A 23,620-nucleotide genomic window follows, 5' to 3' on the forward strand; every position below is an offset into this window, starting at 1 on the left:
CCTGCACCTGCACCTGCACCTGTATCTGTATCTGAGCCTGAGCCTGAGCCTGCAGCTGTCTCTGAGCCTGAAGCGCGGGCGCCATTGGTCGCCGCGCATGCGAGCACGCCAGTGGCTGTCGTTCCCGAATCATCGGTGCATCGCCAGGCCAGCGACGCGATGCCGGTGCTCGACAGCCTGCCGTTGCCACCTGGCCTGGTGCTGCATGAAGAACCCAGCGACAGCCCGTTCTCCCTGCCCAGCAGCGAGCCGGGCTACAGCGCGGTGGCACCGCACATCGCCAACAGTCTGCGCGGTCTGCTCGACGAACTGCACCTGCCGGCACGCCATCTGCCGCAGGGCGAGGCGTTGCGCCAGCGCCTGGAGGGCAACCTCAACTGGTATGAGCTGGTGCCGGTGCTGGATGACCTGGCCGTGCTGGTACTGGCGGTCAGCGACAGTGGCCAGCGCGATTTCGCCGGTTATCTCAAGCAGCTCAACGAGCGCCTGGCCGCCTTTATCAGCACCCTCAGCGAAGCGCACGAGGGCTACACCGCGTCGGTAGAAAGCACGCGAAACTTCAACCAGCAGCTGCGCGATCAGGTCAGTGACCTGCAGAGCAGCGTGCAGGAGGCGGCCGACCTGGATACGCTCAAGCAGGCGCTGGAGCAACGTCTGGAGGGCCTGTTGCAAAGCGTCAGCAATCACCAACGCCAGCGCGACGGCGGTGAGGAGGACGTGGCCGAGCGGCTGCAGGGCCTGGTCAAGCGTGTTGCTGAAATGGAGGTCGAGGCGCAGCAGTTCCGCCAGCATATCGAGGAGCAACGGCAGAAGTCCCTGCTCGACCCCCTGACCGGCTTGCCCAACCGCGCTGCCTGGAGCGAGCGCCTCGATCTGGAAGTCGCGCGTCGCCAGCGCTACGGCGGTCAGCTGCTGATGGCCGTGTTGGATATCGACCACTTCAAGCGGATCAACGATGGCTACGGCCATCTGGCCGGGGATCGGGTGCTGAAGATCATCGCCGGCGAACTGCACAAGCGCCTGCGCAAGACCGACTTCATTGCCCGCTTCGGTGGCGAAGAGTTCGTTCTGCTGATCCCGGCGACTCCGCTGGAAGGCGGCGTTCAGTTGCTGGAAACCCTGCGCGCGGCGGTCGAGGCCTGCCCATTCCATTTCAAGGGCGAGCCGGTGACCATCACCTTCTCTGCCGGTATCGCCGAATTCCGCAATGACGAGGCCACCGAGGCCACCTTCGAGCGCGCCGACCAGGCGCTATACCGCGCCAAGGGTTCCGGACGAAACCGCGTCGAACAGGCCTGACTGCTGCCCCGGGCAATCAGACCGGGGCAGCCATCAGAGCGGGTCTGTTCGGGGCTAGGAAGTCATCTCTGCCCGTTCCTTTTCTGCAGGCGCGCCCGTCCGTGGCGCAGGGGCGTGATCGTCATCCAGCAGCGGCACTTCATTGCCCTGAGCGTCATACAGCTTGCCGTCGATGAAGTGGTCGCCCTCGTGCAGTGCGGCGATGTCGCGGTAGCGCAGGCTGCGTTCGGTACCGGCGACGAACACCGACTGCTGATCCGAATTGCCGGTCGTGAAGTGGTTGAACAGCAGGTTGAGCAGGATCGCCATGATCGCCGCCGAGCTGATGCCGGAGTGGAAGATGGTTTCGAACCAGGCCGGAAAATGGTGATAGAAGCTGGGCATGGCGATGGGGATCATGCCGAAGCCGATCGAGGTGGCGACGATCACCAGGTTCATGTTGTTGCGGTAGTCCACCTTGGCCAGAGTGCGGATGCCGCTGGCCGCGACCGTGCCGAACAGCACGATGCCGGCGCCACCGAGTACCGAGGTCGGCACTGCGGCTATGACCCGGCCCATGATTGGCAACAGGCCAAGGGTGACCAGAATCAGGCCGCCGGTGGCCACCACGTAGCGGCTCTTGACCCCGGTGACGGCAACCAGGCCGACGTTCTGGGCGAATGCGCTCTGGGTGAAGGAGCCGAACATCGGCGCGACGACGCTGGCGATCATGTCTGCGCGCAGGCCATTGCCGAGACGTTTGGAATCGATCCTGGTGTCGATGATGTCGCCCACGGCGAGAATATCGGCCGAGGTTTCCACCAGGATCACCATCACCACGATCAGCATGGAGATGATCGCCGCCACCTCGAACACCGGCATGCCGAAGTGCAGCGGTGCCGGGAAGGCCAGCACGGGGCCTTCACTGACCCTGGAAAAGTCGGCCATGCCGAACGCCAGGGCGACCAGCGTGCCGATTACCATCGCCAGCAGGATCGACAAGCGCGAGATGGTCGCGCTGCCGACTTTGCTCAATAGCAGAACGGTAGCCAGGGTGAACGCGGCCAGGCCGATGTTGGCCATGCTGCCGAAGTCCGCGGCCTGGCTGTTACCGCCCATGGCCCAGCGCGCGGCTACCGGCATCAGGGTGAGGCCGATGGTAGTGATGACGATACCGGTCACGAGCGGTGGGAAAAATTTGGTGATCTTGGAGAAGATTGGCGTGATCAGCAGGCCGATCAGCCCCGCGCCTATCACAGCACCGAACACCACCGGCAGCCCACCCTCGCCGCCATTGCTGCCGACTATCGCCACGATGGTGGCGACGCTGGCGAACGAAACGCCCTGCACCAGTGGCAGCTGACAGCCGAAGAACGGCAGGCCGATGGTCTGCAGCAGGGTGGCGGCGCCGCCGACGAACAGCGAGGCCGCGATCAGCAGGCCGATATCGGCGGGTGACAGGCCGGCCGCCTGGCCGACGATCAGCGGAACGGCAACGATGCCGCCATACATGGTCAGTACGTGTTGCAGGCCGTAGAGCAGATTGGAGCCGATACCGAGGTTCTCGTCCTCGGGGCGCTGAGCGGTGGAGGTCATGGGGAAAACTACTCGCTGTTGTTCTTGTGCAGTCAATGTAGACATTTTGTTCCAATCTTGGCTACTACTTTGTATACATTTCTACGAATGGTCGCTGCCATGAACGCCGCTGCGTTTTCGGTCACGAAAGCTCCGCCCCGGCGACAATGCGAGCATCCATGCGCGCGCGGACTCGCGAGGTGACCCCGCAGGCCCTAGACTATGCGCACCTGTCAGCGGAGCTAGCCATGGACATCTTCAGCATCGCCGTGCTGATCTTTCTCGTCACCGACCCTTTCGGCAATATCGCCATCTACATCGCTGCGCTGAAGAACGTCGAGCCACGCCGGCGCATCTGGATCGCCGCGCGCGAGCTGCTGTTCGCCCTTGGTCTGCTGCTGCTGTTCCTCACCTTTGGTGACAAATTCCTCACCAGTCTCGGGCTATCACGCGAGGCAACGGCCATCGCCGGCGGTATCATCCTGTTCGTCATCGCCATGCGCCTGATCTTTCCCAGCCCGCAGGGCCTGCTCGGCGACGTGCCGGACGGCGAGCCGATGCTGGTGCCGCTGGCCACGCCTGCGGTGGCCGGGCCTTCGGCACTCGCAGTGCTGATGACCCTGCGCAACACTCACACCGGGCCGCTCTGGGAGCTTTACCTGGCCTTGATTCTGGCCTGGGCGGTGACGGCATTCATCCTGTTGCAGGCTTCGTTCCTGCAACGGTTCCTCGGTAATCGCGGGTTGATGGCGGTGGAACGTCTGATGGGCATGCTGTTGATCATGCTCAGCGTCGACATGCTGCTGGACAACCTGCAAAGCGTATTCGGTCACGCATGAAGTCTCTTTGCCTTGCCCTCGTTATCGTTCTGCTCGCCGGCTGTGCTGGCGGTCTGCGTATCGACGACAGCCATACCGCGACTGGCCAGAACAGCCGCGTACAGTACGTCGTGCTGCACTACACCTCCGCTGACTTGCAGCGTTCGCTCGAGCTGCTAACGCAGACCGAGGTGAGCAGCCATTACCTGATCGGCGATGCGCCGCCGACCGTCTACCGACTGGTGGACGAGAACCGTCGTGCCTGGCACGTTGGCGTCAGCGAGTGGAAGGGACGTACCTGGCTCAACAGCACCACTATCGGCATCGAACTGGTCAACCAGGGCTACTACCAGACGCCGGCCGGTCGCTACTGGCAGCCCTTCGCCCCGCAGCAGATCGACACCCTGATCGTGCTGCTCAAGGACATCGTCAAGCGTCACCAGCTACCACTGGGCTCGATCATCGCGCATAGTGATGTAGCGCCGCAGCGCAAGGTCGATCCGGGCCCGCTGTTCCCCTGGAAGCGCCTGGCCGACGAGGGTCTGGTGCCCTGGCCGAATGAAGACGCGGTGGCGCGCCAGCAGGCGCTGTTCAGCACCAGCCTGCCCGGCGTGCAGTGGTTCCAGGAGCAGTTGGCGCAGCACGGTTACACGGTGCCGCAGCATGGCGAGCTGGACGAGGCGACGCGCAATGTCATCGCCGCGTTCCAGATGAAGTACCGCCCAGCCAACTACGACGGCCAGCCGGACGCGGAAACCGCAGCGCGCCTGCTGGTGCTCAACCGGCAGGCATCAAGCTAGAGCCTCTCGGCAGGTGTCGTAGCGATCAGCCGCGAGTCGTCCAACGCTGCACTGCGATGAACGGTGGCCGCTTGGTATTCAGGGTCGGCGAGCATGCTCAGAAAGGCTGCGGATGATGGATAACGCACCAGAAGAAGCAGATCCCAGCGTTCTTCCTGCGGCGCGATCAACGCCAGGTGAACGTCAGCCATAACCTGTACCTCGCCGCCCACGCCCTGAACCTTGGCCAGCGCGGTGCGGCTGTAGCGGGCATAGGCTTCGCGACCACTGCAAGACGCAAAGGGGCTGTCTACGTCATACGCAGCCTGACTGCTGAAGCGAAGCAGATTGAGCATCACAATCGGCGTGTCGCTTGGCATGCGTTCGGCGAACGCCTGCAAATCCACGCTACTTGGGTTGATGCTGGGCATGCATGTTCCTCGCCTGGTGTTTTTTCCGAGCCTCTCGCCTGAGATCAACTACCGCAAGCGCTATCGATCCGCTTGATAGTCAGCCATCTGTTCAGCGTGCTGCGGCTTACGCACGGTATTGCCTGGGCCTTGGCTGATCAGCGCAGGTCGGGTTGGAAGTCGCGCGCGTCGCGTGCCCAAACATCCAGCACCGGCTTGAGGTCATCCAGGGTCAGCTGGCTGCTGCTGTTCTCCAGTGCAAGGCCGTGGCCCTTGCGCACCACCCGCAGCACCGGCTCGCTGGTGCGGGCATCGAGCGCTTCCAGTTCGATGAAAATCTCCGTGTCGCGATCACGCGTGCCGGCAGCCGTGCTGGCTGCAGCGATCACCAGGGTCACGGGGATCACCTCGTAGGCTTTGATCCCTTCGGTCGAGACGTTGACGCCGGTGATTGCGCTGCGCAGCACCAGGCTGTCCATGCTCGGGGTGTCGACCAGCCTCAGACGTGCGTTCGTCAGCTCGCGCAACAGTGCCTGATGCAGGTAGTCACGCACCTGTTCCAAGGTCTGCGCGCTGACCTGGTCGCTGGGCGCGGGAGCGGGGTAAAAGCTTGGCTTCTCGACGTAGACCGATGTGTAGCGCTCGCTGCTGAACTGCGGTGAAATCCAGCGCAGCACCGGTGCTCCGGTGGCTGAGGTGGCAGGCTGCAGTTGGGAATAGTCGGCAAGATAGCCGGAGAATTGCGTGGGTTGGGTCGTCTGACTGGCGCAGCCGGTGAGCAGCAAGCCAGCGAGAAGACCCAGGCGAAGCGAAGTGGCGTAGCGCATCGGCGGACTCTCCTGTCCATTGGTCTGGAATCAGACTAGATGCCGCTCCGTCAGTCCGCCAGTTCGCCCAGCCGTTGTGCCAGCAGCCTGAAATCGTAGGGTTTGACGATACTTTCGGTAGCTGCCCCGCTGTCGCGAGCGCGCACTTCTTCGAGCAGTTGACGCTCGTCGTAGCCGCTGGCGAACAGCACCGGCAGGGTCGGCCGCAGCTGGCGAGCGGCTGCCACCAGCTCGCGCCCGTCCATGCCGGGCAAGCCGATATCGCTCATCAGCAAATCGACCTGTTGGTCGCTGCGCAACAGGTCGAGCGCGCTGGGGCCGTCGCACAGGGCGTGTACGCGGTAGCCGAACTCACCGAGCACCTCCGCGGTTAGTTCGCGCACGACATCGTCGTCCTCGACCAGGACAATGGTCTTGACGCGGGCGCAATCGGTTTCGGTCATGAACTTCTCTGTTTCAGCGCGCAGAATGCGCAAATGTTTGGCAAACTTCGGAGTCTGCACGCGGTCAGTGTGCCACACGCCTTCCCCCGATAGATAAGAAGAAGCGAGACAATCACCGAATGGACGTCCCTATGTCGAATGAATCCGCAATGGACGAAAGAGGTTTTCGCCGCATTCTCAATCGTAATGTCGGGCTGCCGCTCGGCCTGGGCGTGGTGGGCGCCCTGTTCTTTGCACTGCTGATCGGCTTTCTGCTCGATGTGATCCGCTGGGTCGAGCATACCGACCAGGTCCTCAATCGGGCCAGCGAAGTGTACAAGCTGACCCTGGATCTGGAGACCGGCATGCGCGGCTTCCTGCTCAGTGGCGAGGAAGATTATCTGGCGCCCTATGAACAGGCGCGCGGCAAGTTTCGCCCGTTGACCGAGCAACTGATCGGCATGGTCGCGGACAATCCGCCACAGATGCAGCGGCTCGAGCGTCTGCTGGCGCTGCAAGAACAGTGGGATCTGTTCGCCCAGGAAGTCATCGGCAGCCGTCGCGACGGCGGCAATTACCTGGTCGAAATTGGTCGGGGGCGCGGCAAGAACCTCACCGATGGCATGCGCCGCGAGCTCGATACCTTCATCAACAGTGAGCGTGAGCTGCGTCAGCAGCGCAATGCCGATGTCAGCAGTACCACGCTCTGGGGCGCCGGCATCTACCTGGTGGTGAGCATTCTGTTCAGCGCCTTGCTGGCCTTTTTCGGCCGCCGCGAGCTGATGAGTCTCTCGCAGACTTATTCCCAGGCCATGGCCAAGCAGGCCGATTACGCCGATGAGCAGGGGCGTCGTGCCTGGCTTGGCGGTGGCCAGACGCTGCTGTCGGAGCGTCTGCTCGGTCAGCCGCAGGTGCAGGAGCTGGCCGATCGCTCGCTCGAATTCCTCGCCGAATATCTCAATTGCGTGGTCGCCGCCCTGTATCTGCGCGACGGCAAAACCGGCGACCTGAAGCGCGTTGCCGGCTACGGCTTCAGCAAGGATGCCAGCCTCAAGGAGCAGTTCTATAAAGGAGAGGGGCTGGTTGGTCAGGCTGCCCGTGGCCGCCGCCTGGTTTGCCTGGATGATTTGCCGGCGGATTACATCAAGGTCGCTTCAAGTCTCGGCGAGGGCCAGCCAGTCAGCGTTGCCCTGGTACCGCTGCAGTCCGATGACAGTGTCAATGGCGTGATCGAGCTGGCCTTCATGCGCCCGCTCGAGGCGCGTGAGCGGGAGTTCCTCGAAGCCATTGCCGGCAGCGTCGGTATGGCTTTGGAGGCCGCGCGCTATCGCCAGCGCTTGCAAGAGGTGCTCGGTCAGACCCAGCAGCTCAACGAGGAGTTGCAGACCCAGCAGGAGGAACTGCGCGCCGCCAACGAAGAGCTGGAGCAGCAGGCGCGCGTGCTCAAGGAGTCCCAGGCCCATCTGGAAACCCAGCAGGCCGAGCTGGAGCAGACCAACGAGAAGCTTTCCGAACAGGCGCAGACGCTGGCCGACCAGCGCGACGAGCTGGACCAGCGCAACACCACGCTCGGCCGCATCCAGGCCCAGCTCGAAGAGCGCGCCGAAGAATTGCAGCGTGCCAGCCGCTACAAGTCCGAATTCCTCGCCAACATGAGCCATGAGCTGCGCACGCCGCTGAACAGCTCGCTGATTCTGGCCAAGCTGCTGGCGGAGAACTCCAGCGGCAACCTCGACGATGAACAGGTCAAGTTCGCCGAGTCGATCTATTCGGCCGGTAACGATCTGCTCAACCTGATCAACGACATCCTCGACATCGCCAAGGTCGAGGCCGGCAAACTCGAGGTGCGCCCCGAGCGCACGCCGCTGGCGAGCATGCTGGAAAGCCTGCGCGATGTGTTCGCGCCACTGGCTGGCGAGCGTGGCCTGGGTTTCCAGATCGAGCAGCAGGGCGAGCTGCCACAGGTGCTGTTCACCGACCGCCAGCGCGCCGAACAGATCCTGCGCAACCTGCTGTCCAACGCCTTCAAGTTCACCGACCGTGGCGGCGTGACCCTCAGCGTCTCGCGTCAGGAGGGTCATTACCTGGCCTTCGCCGTGCATGACACCGGCATCGGTATCGCGGCCGACCAGCAGCAGGCGATCTTCGATGCCTTCCGCCAGGCCGATGGCACCACCAATCGCCGTTACGGCGGCACAGGCCTGGGGCTGTCCATCTCGCGTGACCTGGCGGGGCTGCTCGGCGGGTCCATTTCCGTCAGCAGCGTGCCCGGCGAGGGCAGCACCTTCACCCTGCTGCTGCCCGAGCAGATGGCCGAAGGCGCAGCCCAGAGCAAGCCGGCGGCGCCGCTGGTAATGGCGCCGCCAGCGATGCCGGCCACGCCGGTGATTCCTGCCGCTGCGGCGGCGATGCCGCGTCCCCCGGCGCCGTTCGCCGATGATCGCGAGCAGCTCGACGCGCACGGCGGCCGCCGTGTGCTGGTGGTGGAGGATGAAGTGCGCTTCGCCCGCATCCTCTTCGATCTGGCCCACGAACTGGGCTACGCCTGCCTGGTCGCCACCAGCGCTGACGAAGGCCTGGAGCTGGCGCGGCGTTATCGTCCCGATGCCATTCTGCTCGACATGCGCCTGCCCGATGGCTCCGGCCTCAGCGTGCTGCAGCGCCTCAAGGATGACGCACAGACTCGTCACATCCCGGTGCATGTGGTCTCGGTCGAAGACCAAAGCGAGGCGGCCCTGCACCTGGGAGCAGTCGGCTATGCGCTCAAGCCCACCAGCCGCGACCAGCTCAAGGAAGTCTTCGGCAAGTTGGAGGCCAAGCTCAACCAGCAGGTCAAGCGCGTGCTGCTGGTCGAGGACGACCCCCTGCAGCGTGACAGCGTTGCCCGCCTGATCGGCGACGAAGACATCGAAATCACCGCTGTTGCCCTGGCCGGCGAGGCGCTGGAGAAATTGCGCAGCACGGTCTTCGACTGCATGATCATCGACCTCAAGCTACCCGACATGCTCGGCAATGAGCTGCTGCAACGTATGGCTGAAGAGGACATCTGCTCCTTCCCTCCAGTGATCGTCTACACCGGGCGCAACCTGACCCGCGACGAGGAAGCCGAACTGCTCAAGTACTCGCGCTCGATCATCATCAAGGGCGCGCGCTCGCCGGAGCGCCTGCTGGACGAAGTCACCCTGTTCCTGCACAAGGTCGAAGCCGAATTGTCCAGCGAGCACCAGCGCATGCTCAAGACCGCGCGCAGCCGCGACAAGCTGTTCGAGGGGCGGCGCCTGCTGCTGGTGGACGACGATGTACGCAACATCTTCGCCCTGTCCAGTGCGCTGGAGCAGAAGGGCGCCACCGTCGAAATCGCCCGCAACGGCCATGAGGCGTTGGCCAAACTGCATGAACACGACGACATCGACCTGGTGCTGATGGACGTTATGATGCCGGAAATGGACGGCTACGAAGCCACCCGGCAGATTCGTTTGCAAGACCGTTGGAAGAACCTGCCGATCATCGCGGTGACGGCCAAGGCGATGAAGGATGATCAGGAGCGCTGCCGCGAAGTCGGCGCCAACGATTACCTGGCCAAACCCATCGACCTGGATCGCCTGTTCTCCCTGATCCGCGTGTGGATGCCCAAGCTGGAGCGTCTCTGATGCCTGACGAAATCGAGCTGCGCCTGCTGATCGAGGCGATCTATCTGCGTTACAGCTATGACTTTCGCGATTATTCGAAGGCCTCGCTCAAGCGCCGTGTACGTCAGGCGCAGGCGCAGCTCGATTGCCCGACCATTTCGGCCCTGCAGGAGCGCATCCTGCACGAGCCGCGGGCCTTCATGCAGCTGTTGCAGTACCTCACCATTCCTGTCAGCGAGATGTTCCGCGACCCTGACTACTTTCTCGCCCTGCGCGAGCAGGTGGTGCCGCTGTTGCACACCTATCCGTCGCTGAAGGTCTGGGTGGCCGGCTGCAGCACCGGGGAGGAGGTGTATTCGCTGGCCATCCTGCTGCACGAGGAAGGTCTGCTGGAGCGCACCATGATCTACGCCACGGACATCAACCCGCATTCGCTGGAAAAGGCCGAGCAGGGCATTTTCGCCCTCGACAACCTGCGCACCTACACGCAGAACTACCAGCTGTCCGGCGGCAAGCGGGCATTTTCCGACTATTACTCGGCAGCCTACGATCGCGTGCTGTTCGACAAGTCGCTGCGCGCCAACGTGACCTTCGCCGACCACAGCCTGGCCACCGACAGTGTGTTCGCCGAAACCCACCTGGTGTCGTGCCGCAATGTGCTGATCTACTTCAACCGCGACTTGCAGGATCGTGCGCTCGGCCTGTTTCACGATTCGCTCTGTCACCGCGGCTTTCTCGGCCTGGGTAGCAAGGAAAGCCTGGATTTCTCCGCCTATGCCCGACAGTTCGAAGCGGTGTCGCGCCCCGAGCGGATTTTCCGCAAGCGATGAGCGGCCAACGGATCAACCTCCGCGGTCAGGTTCGTGCGCCGCTGCAGGCGCTGCTGATCGGCGCTTCGGCCGGTGGGGTGGAAGCGCTGCTGAGTCTGCTCGAAGACCTGCCGCCGGACTATCGGCTGCCGGTGGTGTGCCTGCTGCATCAGCCGGATCGCAATGACAGCCTGCTCGCTGATCTGCTCGCGCGGCGCCTGAAGTTGCCGGCCAAGGAAGCCGAGGACAAGGAATACCTGCAAGGTGGCACGGTTTACGTGGCGCCCGCGGGTTATCACCTGTCCATCGAAACCGAGCGCAGCTTTTCCCTCAGCCGCGAGGAGCCGCGGCATTTCTCCCGGCCCTCGATCGACATCCTTTTCGAGTCCGCTGCCGATGCCTACGGCGAGCAGCTGGCTGCCGCGCTGCTGACTGGCGCCAACGAGGACGGCGCCGCCGGCCTGCTGGCCGTTCAGCAGGCCGGTGGTCTTACGCTGGTACAGGAGCCGGCCGACGCGCTGGTGCCGACCATGCCGAATGCCGCGCTGGCGCTGCTCAAACCGGATTTTCTCCTGTCTCTCAATGCCATGCGCCTGCTGCTGGCCGAACTGGATACCCTGCCATGCTGAGGAAGACCGAAGCCAAGGTGCTGATCGTCGACGACCTGCCGGAGAACCTCCTGGCACTGCGTTCGCTGATCCAGAGCGAAGATCGCACCGTGTTCCAGGCCAGCAGCGCCGATGAGGCGTTGTCGCTGCTACTCGAAAACGAATTTGCCCTGGCCATCCTGGACGTGAAGATGCCGGGCATGAACGGCTTCGAGCTGGCCGAGCTGATGCGCGGCACGGAGAAGACCAAGCACATCCCGATCATCTTCGTCAGCGCGGTCGGGCGCGACATGGACTACGCCTTCCGCGGTTACGAGAGCGGCGCTGTGGATTTCCTGCACAAGCCGCTGTCGCCCTTCGAGGTACGCAGCAAGGTGGCTATGTTCGTCGAGCTGTATCGTCACCGCAAAGCGCTGAGCATGCAGCTGGAAGTGGTCGAGGCGGCGCGCCGTGAACAGGAGGCGCTGCTCACCGAGCTGCGCGAGACCCAGGCTGAGCTGCAGAAAGCGGTGCAGATGCGCGACGTGTTCATGTCCATTGCCTCGCACGAGCTGCGCACGCCGCTCAATGGCCTGATCCTTGACGTGCAACTGCGCCGGCTACGCCTGGAGCAGGGGCGCATGGATGCCTTCGCCCCCGACAAGCTGCAGGAGATGATTACCCGCGACGAGCGGCAGATCCGCAGCCTGAGCCGCCTGATCGACGACATGTTGGATGTTTCGCGCATTCGCACCGGCAAGCTGTCCGTGCGCCCGGAGCCGGGCGACCTTGGCGTTCTGGCCGGCAGCGTGGTGGAGAGCCTGGCCGCGCAGTTCACCAGTACCGGTAGTCATATCGAACTGCAGGTGGAGGGGCCGGCGCCGGTGATGATCGATGAATTCCGTATCGAGCAGGTCCTGGCCAACCTGCTGACCAACGCCCTGCGATACGGTGGCGGCAAGCCGGTATCGGTGCGGGTAAGGGTCGAGGGTGAGCAGGTTCGTGCCGAGGTGCGTGATCAGGGGGTGGGCATCTCCGAGGCGGATCAGCGGCGGGTATTCGAGCAGTTCGAGCGTGTATCCGATACCAGTACTGCTCAGGGGCTTGGCCTCGGCCTGTTCATCAGCGAGCAGATCGTCCAGGCCCATGGTGGCCGCATCGAGCTCTGCAGCCGCCTCGGTGAGGGCTCGTGCTTCAGCATCGTGCTGCCGCGGCGCAACTGATCGTGCAAATTGCACGTGTCGTGATTCATGCATCTTGCAAAGTGCATTGGGGTAACACATTTTTAATTGTTTAAGTTGTTGATTTATAAGGGATTTTTTATATTTTTAGATTGGCATGAGCGCTGCAAAATCGTCATGTAAGTCCCGACTGACCTGCTGATGGAGAAGCGCCATGAACATCTTCCGACTGAGCCTGTTTTGCGTCGCTGCATTGCTGGTCAACGGGGCTTACGCCAAGGATTTCACCGGCTCGGCTGGCGCGATCGCCAAGACGGCCGAATTCACCATCTCCAACTCGCCCGTGTGGGAGTCTCGTGTCGGTACGCAGCAGGGCGCTGCTGCCGAGCTGCGCAAGCAAAGTGCCCATAGCGTCGGTGACGATGCCAATTGGCTGCGCATCTCCGACGATGGCGACACCGGCACCGCCAATCGCGAGCCACGCGCTGCCAACAGCACCCCGCGCTGGGTGTTCTGACCGACAAGGAGTCCTGCCATGTCCAGAAGTGCCATCCTGTTGTTGATCATGACCCTGTCGAGCCTGGCCGCGCTGTGGCTGAGCCCAGGGCTGGAAGAAGGCTTCGCTCTGTTGCTGAAGGGTGCCAGCGTCGTTTTCGGCCTGGGCTTTCTGGTGGCGCTGATGGCCGGGCGCCGCATCAAGTTCGACCCGGTCCTGCGCTGAGCCCGACCGGTTCCGGTCCCGCAAGAAAACGCCGCGACGATCGCGGCGTTTTTTTATGTGCGGGCGAGCAGCCAGGTGTTGCCAGGCATCGAGCTTAGACCGGCAGGCTGAAGTAGAAGTTGGAACCTTCGCCAGGGCGCGAGTGAACGCTGAGCTGGCCACCGTGCAACTGCACGATCTCCCGCGCCAGCGCCAGACCCAGGCCAACTCCGCCTTTGCGCCTGCCGACCTGGACGAAGGGTTCGAAGATTCGTGTCTGTTGTTCGAAGGGGATGCCTTCGCCTTCATCCTGCACGCTGACGATCACCTGCTCGCCATGGCGACGCACCTGCAGGCGCACCTTGTCGCCCGGGTTGCTGTAGCGCAGAGCGTTGTCGGTCAGGTTGTCGACCAGCCGTTCCAGCTGTGTGGCATCGACGTTGAGGTGCGGCAGCGGCTCATGGACCTCGCAGACCAGTTCCACCTCACGCTCCGCGGCTTTTTCGGCAAAGCGTTGAGGGGTTTGCAGGAGCATCTCGGCCAGGTTGCAGGGGCGGCGTTGCAGGGTTTGTACGCCGTTCTGGTAGCGCGAGAAGTTAAGCAGGTCGTCGATCAACTGCACCAGGCGGTGCATTTCCTCGTCAACGGTACGCATCAATTCCTGTTCGCGGCCGCTCGCAGGCAGCGACAGGCGCTCGCGTAGCAGGCTGAAGGCCATGTGCATGCCGGTGATCGGCGTACGCAGCTCATGGGAGGCACGCAGGATGAATTCGCTGCGCACACGTTCGAAGGCGCGCTGCTTGGTGACGTCACGCAGCACCATCACCGCCCCTACGCTACCTCCCGCGCCCACTTGCACGGGGGTCAGGGCCCAGGCCAGCAGGCGGGTTTCACCGTCGCGTTCGATGTGCAGGTCGGCCGGTGGCTCGTGCAGTGGTTCGCCGGCCAGCACCTGACGCAGCGCCTCGTCGACGGCGTGGTCCGGCAGCAGTGGGCCGATCGGTTGGCCGAGAATGTCGGCGTGCCAGGACAGCTGGCGCAGCGCTACCGGGTTGGCATGTTCGATACGGCCTTGCTCGTCGAGGATGACCAGACCATCGTCGATGCTGTCGAGCACCGCTTTCAGCCGGCCCTCGCTGCTGAGCAATTGATTGAGGTTGCTCGAATGGTACTCGCGCAGCGCCTCGGTCATCAGGCCGAAGCGGCGGCTCAGCACCGCCAGTTCCACCACCGGCGACACCGGCAGCACTACATCGTATTGGCCCTGGCCGATCTGGTCGGCGGCACGCGCCAACATGTCGATGGGGGCGCCGAAGCGCCGGGCGATGCCATGGGCGGTGAGCACACCGATCGCCAATACGGCGAGGCCGGTCAGCACCAGGAGCCCGGCGATCAGCTGAGAGCGCTCGCCGGCCTTTTTCTCGGCGGCGACGACCCGCTCGACGACCTGATCCTGTTCGTTGAGCAGGTGGTTGCGCAGGCGCTGGAAAGCTTCGGTGAAGGGTTTGTGAGCACCCAGATTGTGCGGAGTCTGCCCGGCGGGGGTACCGCTGGCGGCGGCCTCTACCTGCTGTTCGTAGAGCGCGGCAGCTTGCTCGAGGCCTTGTTTGTAGCGCGTACCGAGGTTCGCCTGCAGGCCTTCGGCAAGGGTGGCGCGGAAAGACTCGCGTGCCTGCGCCAGTCTTTCCGGCGCCGGCTTGGGGTCGAGCAACAAGATCAGTTCGTCGCCCAAGTGCTGGCGCAGCTTCTGCCCGACCTGCACGGCGGTGAAGCCGCGCTGGATCAGATCGCTCTGGCTGCGCGCCATCTGCGTGACGCTGAACAGGCCGAGCAGCAGGCCGAGCAGTGCCACGGTGATCAGCGCGGAAATGCTGAGGAACAGGCGAGTGCGAAGCTTCATCGACAGCTTCATGGTGATCCCATGGTCAGAGGTTGTACTGCTTGCGTTTGCGGTAGAGGGTCGAGGTGTCGATACCCAGGGTCCTGGCCGCCAGGTCGAGGGTGCTGCTGCTGGCCAGCACCGCAGCGATGTGGGCCTTTTCCAGCTCCTCGAGGCTCATCGGCGCGCCGACCCGTACGGTGCTGCTTGGCGCTTCGCTGCTGCCGCCGAGGCCGAGGTGGGCGATCTCCACCGCTTCCTGCTGGCAGATGATGCTGGCCCGTTCGATGACGTTGCGCAGTTCGCGGATATTGCCCGGCCAGTGATAGGCCTGCAGGGCGGCTGCCGCCTCGGGCGTGAAGGCACAGGCCGGACGGCCGTAGTCGCTGACGAAGCGGGCGAGAAAGCGTTCGGCCAGGGACATCACATCCTCATGACGCTCACGCAGCGGCGGCAGCTTGAGGGTGATGACATTGAGGCGGTAGAGCAGGTCTTCACGGAAGCGCCCTTCGCGCACCATTTCGTCGAGATCCAGATTGGTGGCGGCGACGATGCGCACATCGGCGCGGCGCGTGACCGGATCGCCGACGCGCTCGTATTCCTTGTCCTGGATGAAGCGCAGCAGCTTGGGTTGCAGCGCCAGCGGGAAATCGCCGATCTCATCGAGGAACAGGGTGCCGCCGTCGGCCTGGCTGACCCGGCCCTGGGTGCTTTCGCTGGCGCCGGTGAATGAGCCGCGGGCGTGGCCGAATAGTTCGCTCTCCATCAGCTCGGCGGTCAGCGACGGGCAGTTGATGGTCACACAGGTGCGTTTGGCACGGCGGCTCCAGCCGTGAATGGCGCGCGCCAGCTCGCCCTTGCCGGTACCGGACTCGCCGAGAATGAGGATATTGGCATCGGTGGTAGCGACCTGCCGCGCGGTTTCCAGGATCGACATCATCGCCGGGCTGTGCGAATCGAGTCCGTCCTTGACCTTGCGTACTTCGCCCTCCAGTGCCTCCAGGCGCGCGGCCAGGGTGCGCACTTCCAGCTGCTTGGCAGCCGCCAGGCGCAGTTGATCGGGGGTGCAGGGCTTGACCAGGTAATCGGCAGCGCCGGCCTGGATGGCGTCGACTGCGGTATCCACCGCCGAGTGGGCGGTGACGATCACCACGCGCATCCACGGCGCCTGGATGCGCATTTGCGCCAGCAGATCGAGGCCGCTGTCTTCGCCCAGGCGCAGGTCGAGGAAGCACAGGTCGAACACCTGACGATGCAGCAGGGCTTCGGCCTGCGCTGCGCTACTGGCACCCGCGACATCGTAGCCTTCATCTTCGAGGCAGTAGCGGAAAGTACGCAGGATTGCCGCTTCGTCATCCACCAGCAAAATGCGCCCGCTAGTTTGCTCTGCTACTGCCATTTATATGCTCCGTCTCGCTGGTCAATGCAGCTTAGTCAGGTAAAAACCGTGCAAGTTGCACGGCCTGACTGCGCCGATACTGCACCCTGCATGCAGGCAGGGTGCCTTTATTATTGTTAACTATTTGTTTTTAAAGGAATTTATCTGTCTTTTTGGGCTGGCATGAGGCTTGCGATATTGCTTGTATCGTCTCACGAACAGGAGTGAACTTATGCCCCCGTTCAAACCCTTGATACTGGCTGCCAGCACAGCGCTGCTGCTCGGCCTTACCCCACTGGTCAGCCAAGCCACCGAGGGCGCGCTGGCTCCCCAGTTGGACGCTGCCCGCCAGGAAGGTTCCATCTGGACAGCCTTTGCACTCAATCGCCATCTCAATCCGTACAAGCTCGATATCGACGTGGAGGATGGCGTAGCCACGCTCGACGGTAAGGTCGAGAACGGCGTGCAGAAAGAGCTCGCCGAGCAGGTGGCGCTGAGCATAGAGGGCATCGACTCGGTGGACAATCGCATCGAGGTCGGCAGCGATGCCGTCAAGGGCAATCCGCCCGGCATGGTTCAACGTCTGGAAGATGCCAGCCTCGCCGCAACCGTGAAGTCCAAGTTGCTCTGGAACAGCAACACTCGCGGCCTGGACATCCAGGTCAAGAGCGAGACCGGCAACATCACCTTGAGCGGCCATGCGCAGACCCCGGCGGCCAAGGAACTGGCCGGCCAGTTGGCGGCCAATACCGATGGCGTGAACGAGGTGTTCAACCACCTCAGCATCAGCACGGCCGACAGCAGTAGCAGTGAGGTGCAGACGACCCTCGACGAAGCACGCGAGAACATCAGCGACGGCTGGATCACCAGCAAGGTCGAGGCCAGCTTTCTCTACAGCCGCAACCTGGATGCGATGAACATCTCGGTGGACACCAGCGACGGCTTGGTCAGCCTGCGCGGCAGTGTGCTGAGCAGCGCCGAGAAACGTCTGGCGGTCGAGATTGCCCGCAATATCCGCGGTGTTCGCGGCGTCGATGCCGACGCCCTGCGCATCAGCAGCTGATTCACGACCCGTCGGCCGCCGCAGCGACCGGCAACCCGAAAGTCCCATCGCCAAGGAGAGAATCCATGAGCAGCAAGACCGCACAACTCAATGAACTGATTGAAATCACCCGTGACGGCAAGCGCTTCTACGAGCATGCCCACGAGGAGGTCAAGGATGTCCGCCTGCAGGCGCTGTTCCGTGACATGGTGCGCGCCAAGACCCAGGTGATCGATGCGCTGAGCGTCAAGGTCGCGGCCAATCAGAGCGAGCCGGCAGCCGGCGGCACCATGCTGGGCAAGCTGCGCCAGTTCTATGCCGACACCCGCGCGACCCTGGCCAAGGATGAAGACGCCACCTACGTGGCGCAGCTTGAGGACGCGGAAGACCGCATCCTGCATGCCTTCGAAGACGCGCTGGAGAGTGCCGACCAGGACGTCCGCGTGCTGCTGGCCGTCGAAATGCCCAAGGTACGTGCCTGCCATGAGCGCATGCGCGCGTTGAAGCAGAACATGCAGTAATCGCTGCTGCGCTGTTACGAGCCCCTGCACGCAAGGCGTGCGGGGGCTTTTTTTGTTGCGCAGATCGGACTGGCAAGTTGTGTGTTCTTTTGCGCTATTTATATCCGGGCAAAGATCATTGGCATGTCGATCTTTCGTCTTGGTTTCGCCCCTTACGGGCGAGTCACTTTCTCTTGCTTGCCCAAGAGAAAGTAACCAAAGAGAAGGGCACCCCACCATCCGGCCCCGGCTGCGCCGGGGTTCCCTCGCTCCATCACCGCTCCAGGGGCACGCCGTGAAGGGCCATCCCTGGCCCATCACGGCTCTCGCGACATCCATGTCGCTCAACCCCTTCCACGGCGATTCCACTCGGCCTCCTGAAGGGGACTTGGGCGTCGCTTGTGAGATCGCGCTTCAAGAGCAAAAGCCAAACGCTACCCACTTTGATCTTCCGGATATTTCGCGAGCTCGCGGTCCCGTAAGTAGGCCAAGCCATCGGCAGCACACACTTAATTGCCAGTCCGGTATCAACCCGCCTTTCACCAAAGCGCCTTTCGCTGCCAAAGCGAAACGTCACTGGTGTTCATTTAACTGTCACATTCGTTTCATACAGTGTTCACGTGGCCTGCAGATACTTGGGCCCGTTCCATCCAACACAACACAATCTGCTAGGAGCAAGGCATGAAACTGAAGCGTTTGATGGCGGCCCTGACTTTCGCCGCCACTGGCGTAAGCGCCGTATCTGCTGTAGCCGCCGTCGACCCGGCTCTGCCGACCTATGAAAAGACTTCCGGTGTGTCGGGCAACCTGTCCAGCGTTGGTTCCGACTCGCTGGCCAACCTGATGACTCTCTGGGCTGAAGAGTTCAAGAAGAGCTATCCGAACGTGAACATTCAGATTCAGGCTGCCGGTTCTTCCACTGCCCCGCCCGCTCTGACCGAGGGCACTGCCAACATCGGCCCGATGAGCCGTCCGATGAAAGACAGCGAAATCCAGGCCTTCGAAGAGAAGTATGGCTACAAGCCGGTCGAAGTACCGGTCGCCATCGACGCCCTGGCGGTGTTCGTGCACAAGGACAACCCGATCAAGAGCCTGGACATGGCTCAGGTCGACGCCATCTTCTCCAGCACCCGCCTGTGCGGTGGCGAGAAGGACATCAAGACCTGGGGTGACCTGGGCCTGACCGGCGAGTGGGCGTCCAAGCCGATCCAGCTGTTCGGCCGCAACTCGGTCTCCGGCACCTACGGCTACTTCAAGGAAGAAGCCCTGTGCAAAGGCGACTACAAGTCCAACGTCAACGAGCAGCCGGGTTCGGCTTCCGTGGTGCAGTCGATCTCCAGCACCCTGAACGCCATCGGTTACTCGGGCATCGGCTACAAGACTTCCAGCGTGAAGACCGTTCCCCTGTCCAAGAAAGGCGGCGAAGCCTTTGACGCCAACGAAGCCAACGCCCTGGCTGGCAAGTTCCCGCTGGCTCGCTTCTTCTACGTCTACGTCAACAAGGCTCCGAACAAGCCGCTGAGCCCGCTGGATGCCGAGTTCCTGAAGCTCGTCCTGTCCAAGCAGGGTCAGGAAGTCGTCGTCAAGGACGGCTACATCCCGCTGCCGAAGAAAGTCGTCGACAAGACCATGAAAGAACTGGGTCTGTAACGACCGCGTAAGGCTGCAATCCGAAGCCCGCCTCTATTCGTAGAGGTGGGCTTTGCTACGTCACCGTGCTGTAACTTTTCTGTCATACGAAACCGCTAGATTGGCCGGGCTCGTGAAACAGACGAAAAATACGGCGCGCTCATGGCCGCGCAGAGAAGCTCTCAATCATGAATGACCTGGCTAGTGAAACCATGACCGCCTCCACCAATTCTTTGGGGCTGGACTTCAACACTCCTGCCCTGCAACGCAAGCGCCGCCTGCGCGCTCTCAAAGATCGCCTGGCTCGCTGGGGCGTTTCCGTCGGTGGCCTCGCCGTGCTCGGCGCCATCACCCTGATTTTCTTCTACCTGGCCTATGTAGTACTGCCCATGTTCCAGGGCGCCGACCTGCAACAGCGCGAGCCGGTACAGCCGGCCTGGCTTGCCGAGGCCGGCAAGCCGCTGCTGATGGCTGTCGAGGAGCAGAACCAGGTCGGCATGCGCCTTGCCAATTCCGGCAGCGTGCAGTTCTTCGATGCCAAGAGCATGGCCGCGCTGAACGCGGTCACGCTGCCGCTGCCGGCGGGCAGCGAAGTGACTTCCGTCGGCGAGGATCAGCCGGGCAGCAACCGCGTCGTGCTGGGCCTCTCCAATGGCCAGGCGCTGGTGTTCGAACACAACTATCGGGTCAGCTACCCCAACGACGTGAAGACCATCACGCCGGTCGTTTCCTACCCCTTCGGTGAGGAACCGCTGACTCTGGACCCGCAAGGCCGCCCGCTCGAGCACATGGGCATCAGTCTGAGCAGTGGCACCCTGGTCATCGCCGCCTCGGTGGGCAGCGAGCTGCACGCGGTCAGCATCAGTCGCGAAGAGAACCTGATGACCGGCGAGGTCAGTACCAGCGAAGATCGCCTGGCGCTGCCGCAGATCGCCGATCCGATCAAGAGCCTGATCATCGATCCGCGCCAGCAGTGGCTGTACGTGATCAATGGCAGCGCCACCGCCGATGTCTTCGACCTGCGCCGCAACACTCTCAACGGCCGTTACAAGCTGCTCAACGACGGCTCCAGCGAAGTGACCTACGCCACTTCGCTGCTCGGCGGCATCTCGCTGCTGGTCGGTGACAGCAAGGGTGGCATCGCCCAGTGGTTCATGGTCCGTGACGAAGACGGCAAGTCTTCGCTGAAATTGGTGCGTGACTTCAAGATGGCGGGCAGCCCGATTGCCCAGATCATCTCCGAGCAGCGCCGCAAGGGCTTCATCGCCATGGATAGCGCCGGTAACCTGGGCGTGTTCCACAGCACCGCGCACCGTACCCTGCTGGTCGAGCAGGTCGCCGATGGCCACACCATGGCGGCCATGTCGCCGCGCGCCAACCGCATTCTGCTGGAACACGACGGCAGCCTCGAGCGCCTACTGCTCGACAACCCGCACCCGGAAATTTCCTTCAGCGCGCTGTGGGGCAAGGTCTGGTACGAGAACTACGACAAGCCGGCCCACGTCTGGCAGTCCACCTCGGCCAACACCGATGCTGAACCCAAGCTGAGCCTGGCGCCGCTGGCCTTCGGTACCCTCAAGGCGGCTTTCTACGCCATGCTGTTGGCCGCTCCGCTGGCGATCGCCGCGGCGATCTACACCGCCTACTTCATGGCGCCGGCGATGCGTGGCAAGGTCAAACCGGTGATCGAGCTGATGGAAGCGCTGCCGACGGTGATTCTCGGCTTCTTCGCCGGCCTGTTCCTCGCGCCCTATGTCGAGGGACACCTGCCCGGTATCTTCAGCCTGTTGATCTTCACGCCGATCGGCATCGTGCTGGCAGGCTTCATCTGGAGCCGCCTGCCGGAGTCCGTGCGCCTGCGCGTGCCGGACGGCTGGGAAGCTGCGCTGCTGATCCCGGTCATCCTGGTCGTCGCGTTCTTCTCCCTGAGCATGAGCGGTCACCTGGAAAACTGGCTGTTCGACGGCAATATGCGCCAGTGGCTGAGCAATGACCTGGGCATTCCGTTCGACCAGCGCAACGCCCTGGTGGTCGGTCTGGCCATGGGCTTCGCGGTGATTCCGAACATCTACTCGATCGCCGAAGACGCCGTGTTCAGCGTGCCCAAGAGCCTGACTTTCGGCTCTCTGGCCCTCGGTGCCACGCCGTGGCAGACCCTGACCCGCGTGGTGATCCTGACTGCCAGCCCGGGCATCTTCTCGGCGCTGATGATCGGCATGGGCCGCGCCGTCGGCGAAACCATGATCGTGCTGATGGCCACCGGCAACACGCCGATCATGGACATGAACATCTTCGAAGGCCTGCGCACCCTGGCCGCTAACGTGGCGGTGGAGATGCCGGAGTCGGAAGTGGGCGGTACCCATTACCGCGTCCTGTTCCTTTCCGCGCTGGTGCTGCTGACCTTCACCTTCGTCATGAACACTCTGGCCGAGCTGGTGCGTCAGCGCCTGCGCGTCAAGTACGCATCGCTCTGAGGACTGCAAGACTATGTCCGTGAAACAGAACAACATGAAATCCTGGTTCAAGAGCGGTTCGCCCTGGATCTGGATGAACGCCGGCGCGGTGTCCATCGCCATCATCATGGTCATCGGCCTGCTGTCGGTGATCGCGGTGCGCGGTCTGGCGCACTTCTGGCCGGCCGACATCATCGAAGCCAACTATCAGGTGCCCGGCCAGGAGGCCAGGGTGATGGCTGGCGCCGTGGTGCAGATCGAGGAAATCCCGCGTGCCCGCTTGGCCGCCTCCGGCCTGCCGGTGGATGTCGAGGGTGGCGAGTTCATGACTCGCGAGCTGATCAAGGTGGGTAACCGCGACCTGTACGGTGCGGACTTCACCTGGGTTGTCGGCGAGTGGCTGAGCGAGCAGCGCAAGCCGGTGGACATCACCGCCTTCGAGCGTCGCGAGTGGGGCAACTTCTACGGCTACCTGGTCAACGTCAAGGAAAATGGCCAGCTGGTCGCTGAAGGCGACGCTGCCTGGGCGGAGCTGCAGAAGCGTCTGCAGCGCGTCGAAGACCTGCATGGCGAGATCGTCAAACTGGAGAAGCGCGACATCGGCCGCATCAACGCCGGCCTGGAGCGTGTGCGCCTGCAGACCCGCAAGCTGGAGCTCACCAACCAGCTCACCGATGCTGCCCAGGCCGACCTGGCTGCCGAGCGCGCCCAGTGGGACGCCGAGTACAAGGTGCTGGAGGCCGAGCTGAGCGCGCGTTACGAGCAGTTCAACCGTGACAGCATGACCGTGCGTTCGGCTGACGGCCGCGAGCAGGAAATCAGCCTCGGCAAGGTGGTACGCGCCTTCCGCCCGAACGCCATGTCGACGCTGGACAAGCTGAGCCACTATGGCAGCAAGGTCTGGGAGTTCGTCAGCGACGACCCGCGCGAAGCCAACACCGAAGGCGGCATCTTCCCGGCGATCTTCGGCACCATCATGATGACCCTGATCATGGCGGTGATCGTTACCCCGTTCGGCGTGATCGCAGCCATCTACCTGCGCGAGTATGCCAAGCAGGGCCCGCTGACCCGGGTGATCCGCATCGCGGTGAACAACCTGGCCGGCGTTCCGGCGATCGTCTATGGCGTATTCGGCCTGGGTTTCTTCGTCTACGTGCTGGGTGGCTCGATCGACCGCCTGTTCTTCCCGGAAGCAGCGCCGGCGCCGACCTTCGGTACGCCAGGCCTGCTGTGGGCCTCGCTGACCCTGGCGCTGCTCGCGGTACCGGTGGTGATCGTCGCCACCGAGGAAGGCCTGTCGCGCATTCCGCGAGCGCTGCGTGAAGGCTCCCTGGCCCTGGGCGCGACCAAGGTGGAAACCTTGTGGCGCGTGGTGCTGCCGATGGCCAGCCCGGCGATGATGACCGGTCTGATTCTCGCCGTGGCCCGCGCCGCCGGCGAAGTGGCGCCGCTGATGCTGGTGGGTGTGGTCAAGCTGGCGCCGAGCCTGCCGGTCGACGGCAACTATCCTTACCTGCACCTGGACCAGAAGATCATGCACCTGGGCTTCCACATCTACGACGTCGGCTTCCAGAGCCCCAACGTCGAGGCCGCGCGGCCGCTGGTATACGCCACCGCGCTGCTGCTGGTGCTGGTGATCGCGGTTCTCAACCTGACGGCCATCTACCTGCGCAACCGCCTGCGCGAGAAGTACAAGGCCCTGGACCACTAAATCCGAGCCGCAA

General features: G+C 63.2%; 20 protein-coding genes. 14 read left to right on the top strand and 6 right to left on the bottom strand.

The window, feature by feature from the left end; genetic code table 11:
* Positions 1–1,299: diguanylate cyclase (locus B2U07_RS14995; RefSeq protein WP_296277198.1), on the top strand; the 1,299-nt coding region annotated here is incomplete at its 5' end.
* Between the two features lie 54 nt (positions 1,300–1,353).
* Here the strand turns inward: B2U07_RS14995 and B2U07_RS15000 are convergent.
* Positions 1,354–2,874: a nucleobase:cation symporter-2 family protein gene (locus tag B2U07_RS15000; RefSeq protein ID WP_296277199.1), complete on the bottom strand. Its 1,521-nt coding sequence runs from the start codon at positions 2,872–2,874 to the stop codon at positions 1,354–1,356.
* Between the two features lie 227 nt (positions 2,875–3,101).
* On the opposite strand from B2U07_RS15000, the gene B2U07_RS15005 reads away from it, so the two are divergent.
* Entirely contained in the window at positions 3,102–3,692 is a 591-nt protein-coding gene (locus B2U07_RS15005; protein WP_296277200.1) for a MarC family protein, read from the top strand.
* Positions 3,689–4,471 (top strand): N-acetylmuramoyl-L-alanine amidase, encoded by a 783-nt coding sequence (locus tag B2U07_RS15010; protein WP_296277201.1) that lies wholly within the window; start codon positions 3,689–3,691, stop codon positions 4,469–4,471. Before B2U07_RS15005 ends, B2U07_RS15010 begins: the two co-directional genes overlap by 4 nt.
* On the opposite strand, the gene B2U07_RS15015 is transcribed toward B2U07_RS15010, so the two are convergent.
* From B2U07_RS15015 to B2U07_RS15025, 3 genes are all read right to left on the bottom strand, one after another.
* Positions 4,468–4,881 (bottom strand): DUF1330 domain-containing protein, encoded by a 414-nt coding sequence (locus tag B2U07_RS15015; RefSeq protein ID WP_296277202.1) that lies wholly within the window; start codon positions 4,879–4,881, stop codon positions 4,468–4,470. The genes B2U07_RS15010 and B2U07_RS15015 overlap by 4 nt on opposite strands.
* A 137-nt stretch (positions 4,882–5,018) precedes the next feature.
* Positions 5,019–5,687, bottom strand: coding sequence for a DUF3313 domain-containing protein (locus B2U07_RS15020; RefSeq protein ID WP_296277203.1), 669 nt, complete (start codon positions 5,685–5,687; stop codon positions 5,019–5,021).
* Positions 5,688–5,737: 50 nt separating this feature from the next.
* On the bottom strand, positions 5,738–6,130 hold the full coding sequence (locus B2U07_RS15025) for a response regulator (protein WP_275546567.1): 393 nt from the start codon (positions 6,128–6,130) through the stop codon (positions 5,738–5,740).
* Between the two features lie 131 nt (positions 6,131–6,261).
* Here B2U07_RS15025 and B2U07_RS15030 point away from each other — a divergent pair, with 131 nt between their 5' ends.
* From B2U07_RS15030 to B2U07_RS15055, 6 genes are all read left to right on the top strand, one after another.
* A complete protein-coding gene (locus tag B2U07_RS15030; protein WP_296277204.1) occupies positions 6,262–9,759 on the top strand; it encodes a response regulator in 3,498 nt (1,165 codons plus the stop codon).
* Positions 9,759–10,568, top strand: coding sequence for a CheR family methyltransferase (locus B2U07_RS15035; RefSeq protein WP_275546569.1), 810 nt, complete (start codon positions 9,759–9,761; stop codon positions 10,566–10,568). The genes B2U07_RS15030 and B2U07_RS15035 overlap by 1 nt, the downstream gene beginning before the upstream one ends.
* Positions 10,565–11,176 (top strand): chemotaxis protein CheB, encoded by a 612-nt coding sequence (locus B2U07_RS15040; RefSeq protein WP_296269675.1) that lies wholly within the window; start codon positions 10,565–10,567, stop codon positions 11,174–11,176. The genes B2U07_RS15035 and B2U07_RS15040 overlap by 4 nt, the downstream gene beginning before the upstream one ends.
* A complete protein-coding gene (locus tag B2U07_RS15045) occupies positions 11,170–12,357 on the top strand; it encodes a hybrid sensor histidine kinase/response regulator (RefSeq protein WP_197857699.1) in 1,188 nt (395 codons plus the stop codon). Before B2U07_RS15040 ends, B2U07_RS15045 begins: the two co-directional genes overlap by 7 nt.
* Positions 12,358–12,529: 172 nt before the next feature.
* Complete coding sequence (locus B2U07_RS15050) at positions 12,530–12,832, top strand: hypothetical protein (RefSeq protein WP_296277205.1); 303 nt, start codon at positions 12,530–12,532, stop codon at positions 12,830–12,832.
* Positions 12,833–12,850: 18 nt separating this feature from the next.
* A complete protein-coding gene (locus B2U07_RS15055; protein ID WP_296277206.1) occupies positions 12,851–13,036 on the top strand; it encodes a PA3371 family protein in 186 nt (61 codons plus the stop codon).
* A 94-nt stretch (positions 13,037–13,130) separates the two neighbouring features.
* Here the strand turns inward: B2U07_RS15055 and B2U07_RS15060 are convergent, their stop codons facing one another.
* Both B2U07_RS15060 and algB read right to left on the bottom strand, forming a co-directional pair.
* Positions 13,131–14,927, bottom strand: coding sequence for an ATP-binding protein (locus B2U07_RS15060; RefSeq protein ID WP_296277207.1), 1,797 nt, complete (start codon positions 14,925–14,927; stop codon positions 13,131–13,133).
* Between the two features lie 13 nt (positions 14,928–14,940).
* Positions 14,941–16,293, bottom strand: a complete 1,353-nt coding sequence (algB, locus tag B2U07_RS15065) for a sigma-54-dependent response regulator transcription factor AlgB (RefSeq protein WP_275546576.1) — start codon at positions 16,291–16,293, stop codon at positions 14,941–14,943.
* 211 nt (positions 16,294–16,504) lie between these two features.
* Between algB and B2U07_RS15070 the strand changes: the two genes are divergently transcribed.
* The 5 genes from B2U07_RS15070 (at position 16,505) to pstA (ending at position 23,607) form a co-directional block, all read left to right on the top strand.
* Positions 16,505–17,335, top strand: a complete 831-nt coding sequence (locus B2U07_RS15070) for a BON domain-containing protein (protein ID WP_296277208.1) — start codon at positions 16,505–16,507, stop codon at positions 17,333–17,335.
* 65 nt (positions 17,336–17,400) lie between these two features.
* Complete coding sequence (locus B2U07_RS15075; protein WP_197857705.1) at positions 17,401–17,835, top strand: ferritin-like domain-containing protein; 435 nt, start codon at positions 17,401–17,403, stop codon at positions 17,833–17,835.
* A gap of 660 nt (positions 17,836–18,495) precedes the next feature.
* Complete coding sequence (locus B2U07_RS15080) at positions 18,496–19,464, top strand: PstS family phosphate ABC transporter substrate-binding protein (RefSeq protein WP_275546579.1); 969 nt, start codon at positions 18,496–18,498, stop codon at positions 19,462–19,464.
* A gap of 167 nt (positions 19,465–19,631) precedes the next feature.
* The gene (locus B2U07_RS15085; protein WP_296277209.1) at positions 19,632–21,917 is read left to right on the top strand and encodes an ABC transporter permease subunit; all 2,286 of its coding nucleotides are present in this window, start codon (positions 19,632–19,634) and stop codon (positions 21,915–21,917) included.
* Positions 21,918–21,930: 13 nt separating this feature from the next.
* Positions 21,931–23,607, top strand: coding sequence for a phosphate ABC transporter permease PstA (gene pstA / locus B2U07_RS15090; RefSeq protein WP_197857708.1), 1,677 nt, complete (start codon positions 21,931–21,933; stop codon positions 23,605–23,607).
* The last annotated feature ends 13 nt before the right edge of the window (positions 23,608–23,620 follow it).

The organism is Pseudomonas sp. UBA7530 (assembly GCF_002479365.1).
Classification (GTDB): Bacteria; Pseudomonadota; Gammaproteobacteria; order Pseudomonadales; family Pseudomonadaceae; genus Aquipseudomonas.

Excerpts from the sequence above, each read along its gene's own strand:
- pstA (WP_197857708.1), top strand. The coding sequence starts at position 21,931 with ATGTCCGTGAAACAGAACAACATGAAATCCTGGTTCAAGAGCGGTTCG.
- B2U07_RS15035 (WP_275546569.1), top strand. The coding sequence starts at position 9,759 with ATGCCTGACGAAATCGAGCTGCGCCTGCTGATCGAGGCGATCTATCTG.
- B2U07_RS15045 (WP_197857699.1), top strand. The coding sequence starts at position 11,170 with ATGCTGAGGAAGACCGAAGCCAAGGTGCTGATCGTCGACGACCTGCCG.
- B2U07_RS15010 (WP_296277201.1), top strand. The coding sequence starts at position 3,689 with ATGAAGTCTCTTTGCCTTGCCCTCGTTATCGTTCTGCTCGCCGGCTGT.
- algB (WP_275546576.1), bottom strand. The coding sequence starts at position 16,293 with ATGGCAGTAGCAGAGCAAACTAGCGGGCGCATTTTGCTGGTGGATGAC.
- B2U07_RS15040 (WP_296269675.1), top strand. The coding sequence starts at position 10,565 with ATGAGCGGCCAACGGATCAACCTCCGCGGTCAGGTTCGTGCGCCGCTG.
- B2U07_RS15080 (WP_275546579.1), top strand. The coding sequence starts at position 18,496 with ATGAAACTGAAGCGTTTGATGGCGGCCCTGACTTTCGCCGCCACTGGC.
- B2U07_RS15020 (WP_296277203.1), bottom strand. The coding sequence starts at position 5,687 with ATGCGCTACGCCACTTCGCTTCGCCTGGGTCTTCTCGCTGGCTTGCTG.
- B2U07_RS15085 (WP_296277209.1), top strand. The coding sequence starts at position 19,632 with ATGAATGACCTGGCTAGTGAAACCATGACCGCCTCCACCAATTCTTTG.
- B2U07_RS15050 (WP_296277205.1), top strand. The coding sequence starts at position 12,530 with ATGAACATCTTCCGACTGAGCCTGTTTTGCGTCGCTGCATTGCTGGTC.
- B2U07_RS15030 (WP_296277204.1), top strand. The coding sequence starts at position 6,262 with ATGTCGAATGAATCCGCAATGGACGAAAGAGGTTTTCGCCGCATTCTC.
- B2U07_RS15055 (WP_296277206.1), top strand. The coding sequence starts at position 12,851 with ATGTCCAGAAGTGCCATCCTGTTGTTGATCATGACCCTGTCGAGCCTG.
- B2U07_RS15000 (WP_296277199.1), bottom strand. The coding sequence starts at position 2,874 with ATGACCTCCACCGCTCAGCGCCCCGAGGACGAGAACCTCGGTATCGGC.
- B2U07_RS15005 (WP_296277200.1), top strand. The coding sequence starts at position 3,102 with ATGGACATCTTCAGCATCGCCGTGCTGATCTTTCTCGTCACCGACCCT.
- B2U07_RS15070 (WP_296277208.1), top strand. The coding sequence starts at position 16,505 with ATGCCCCCGTTCAAACCCTTGATACTGGCTGCCAGCACAGCGCTGCTG.
- B2U07_RS15075 (WP_197857705.1), top strand. The coding sequence starts at position 17,401 with ATGAGCAGCAAGACCGCACAACTCAATGAACTGATTGAAATCACCCGT.
- B2U07_RS15025 (WP_275546567.1), bottom strand. The coding sequence starts at position 6,130 with ATGACCGAAACCGATTGCGCCCGCGTCAAGACCATTGTCCTGGTCGAG.
- B2U07_RS15015 (WP_296277202.1), bottom strand. The coding sequence starts at position 4,881 with ATGCCCAGCATCAACCCAAGTAGCGTGGATTTGCAGGCGTTCGCCGAA.
- B2U07_RS15060 (WP_296277207.1), bottom strand. The coding sequence starts at position 14,927 with ATGAAGCTGTCGATGAAGCTTCGCACTCGCCTGTTCCTCAGCATTTCC.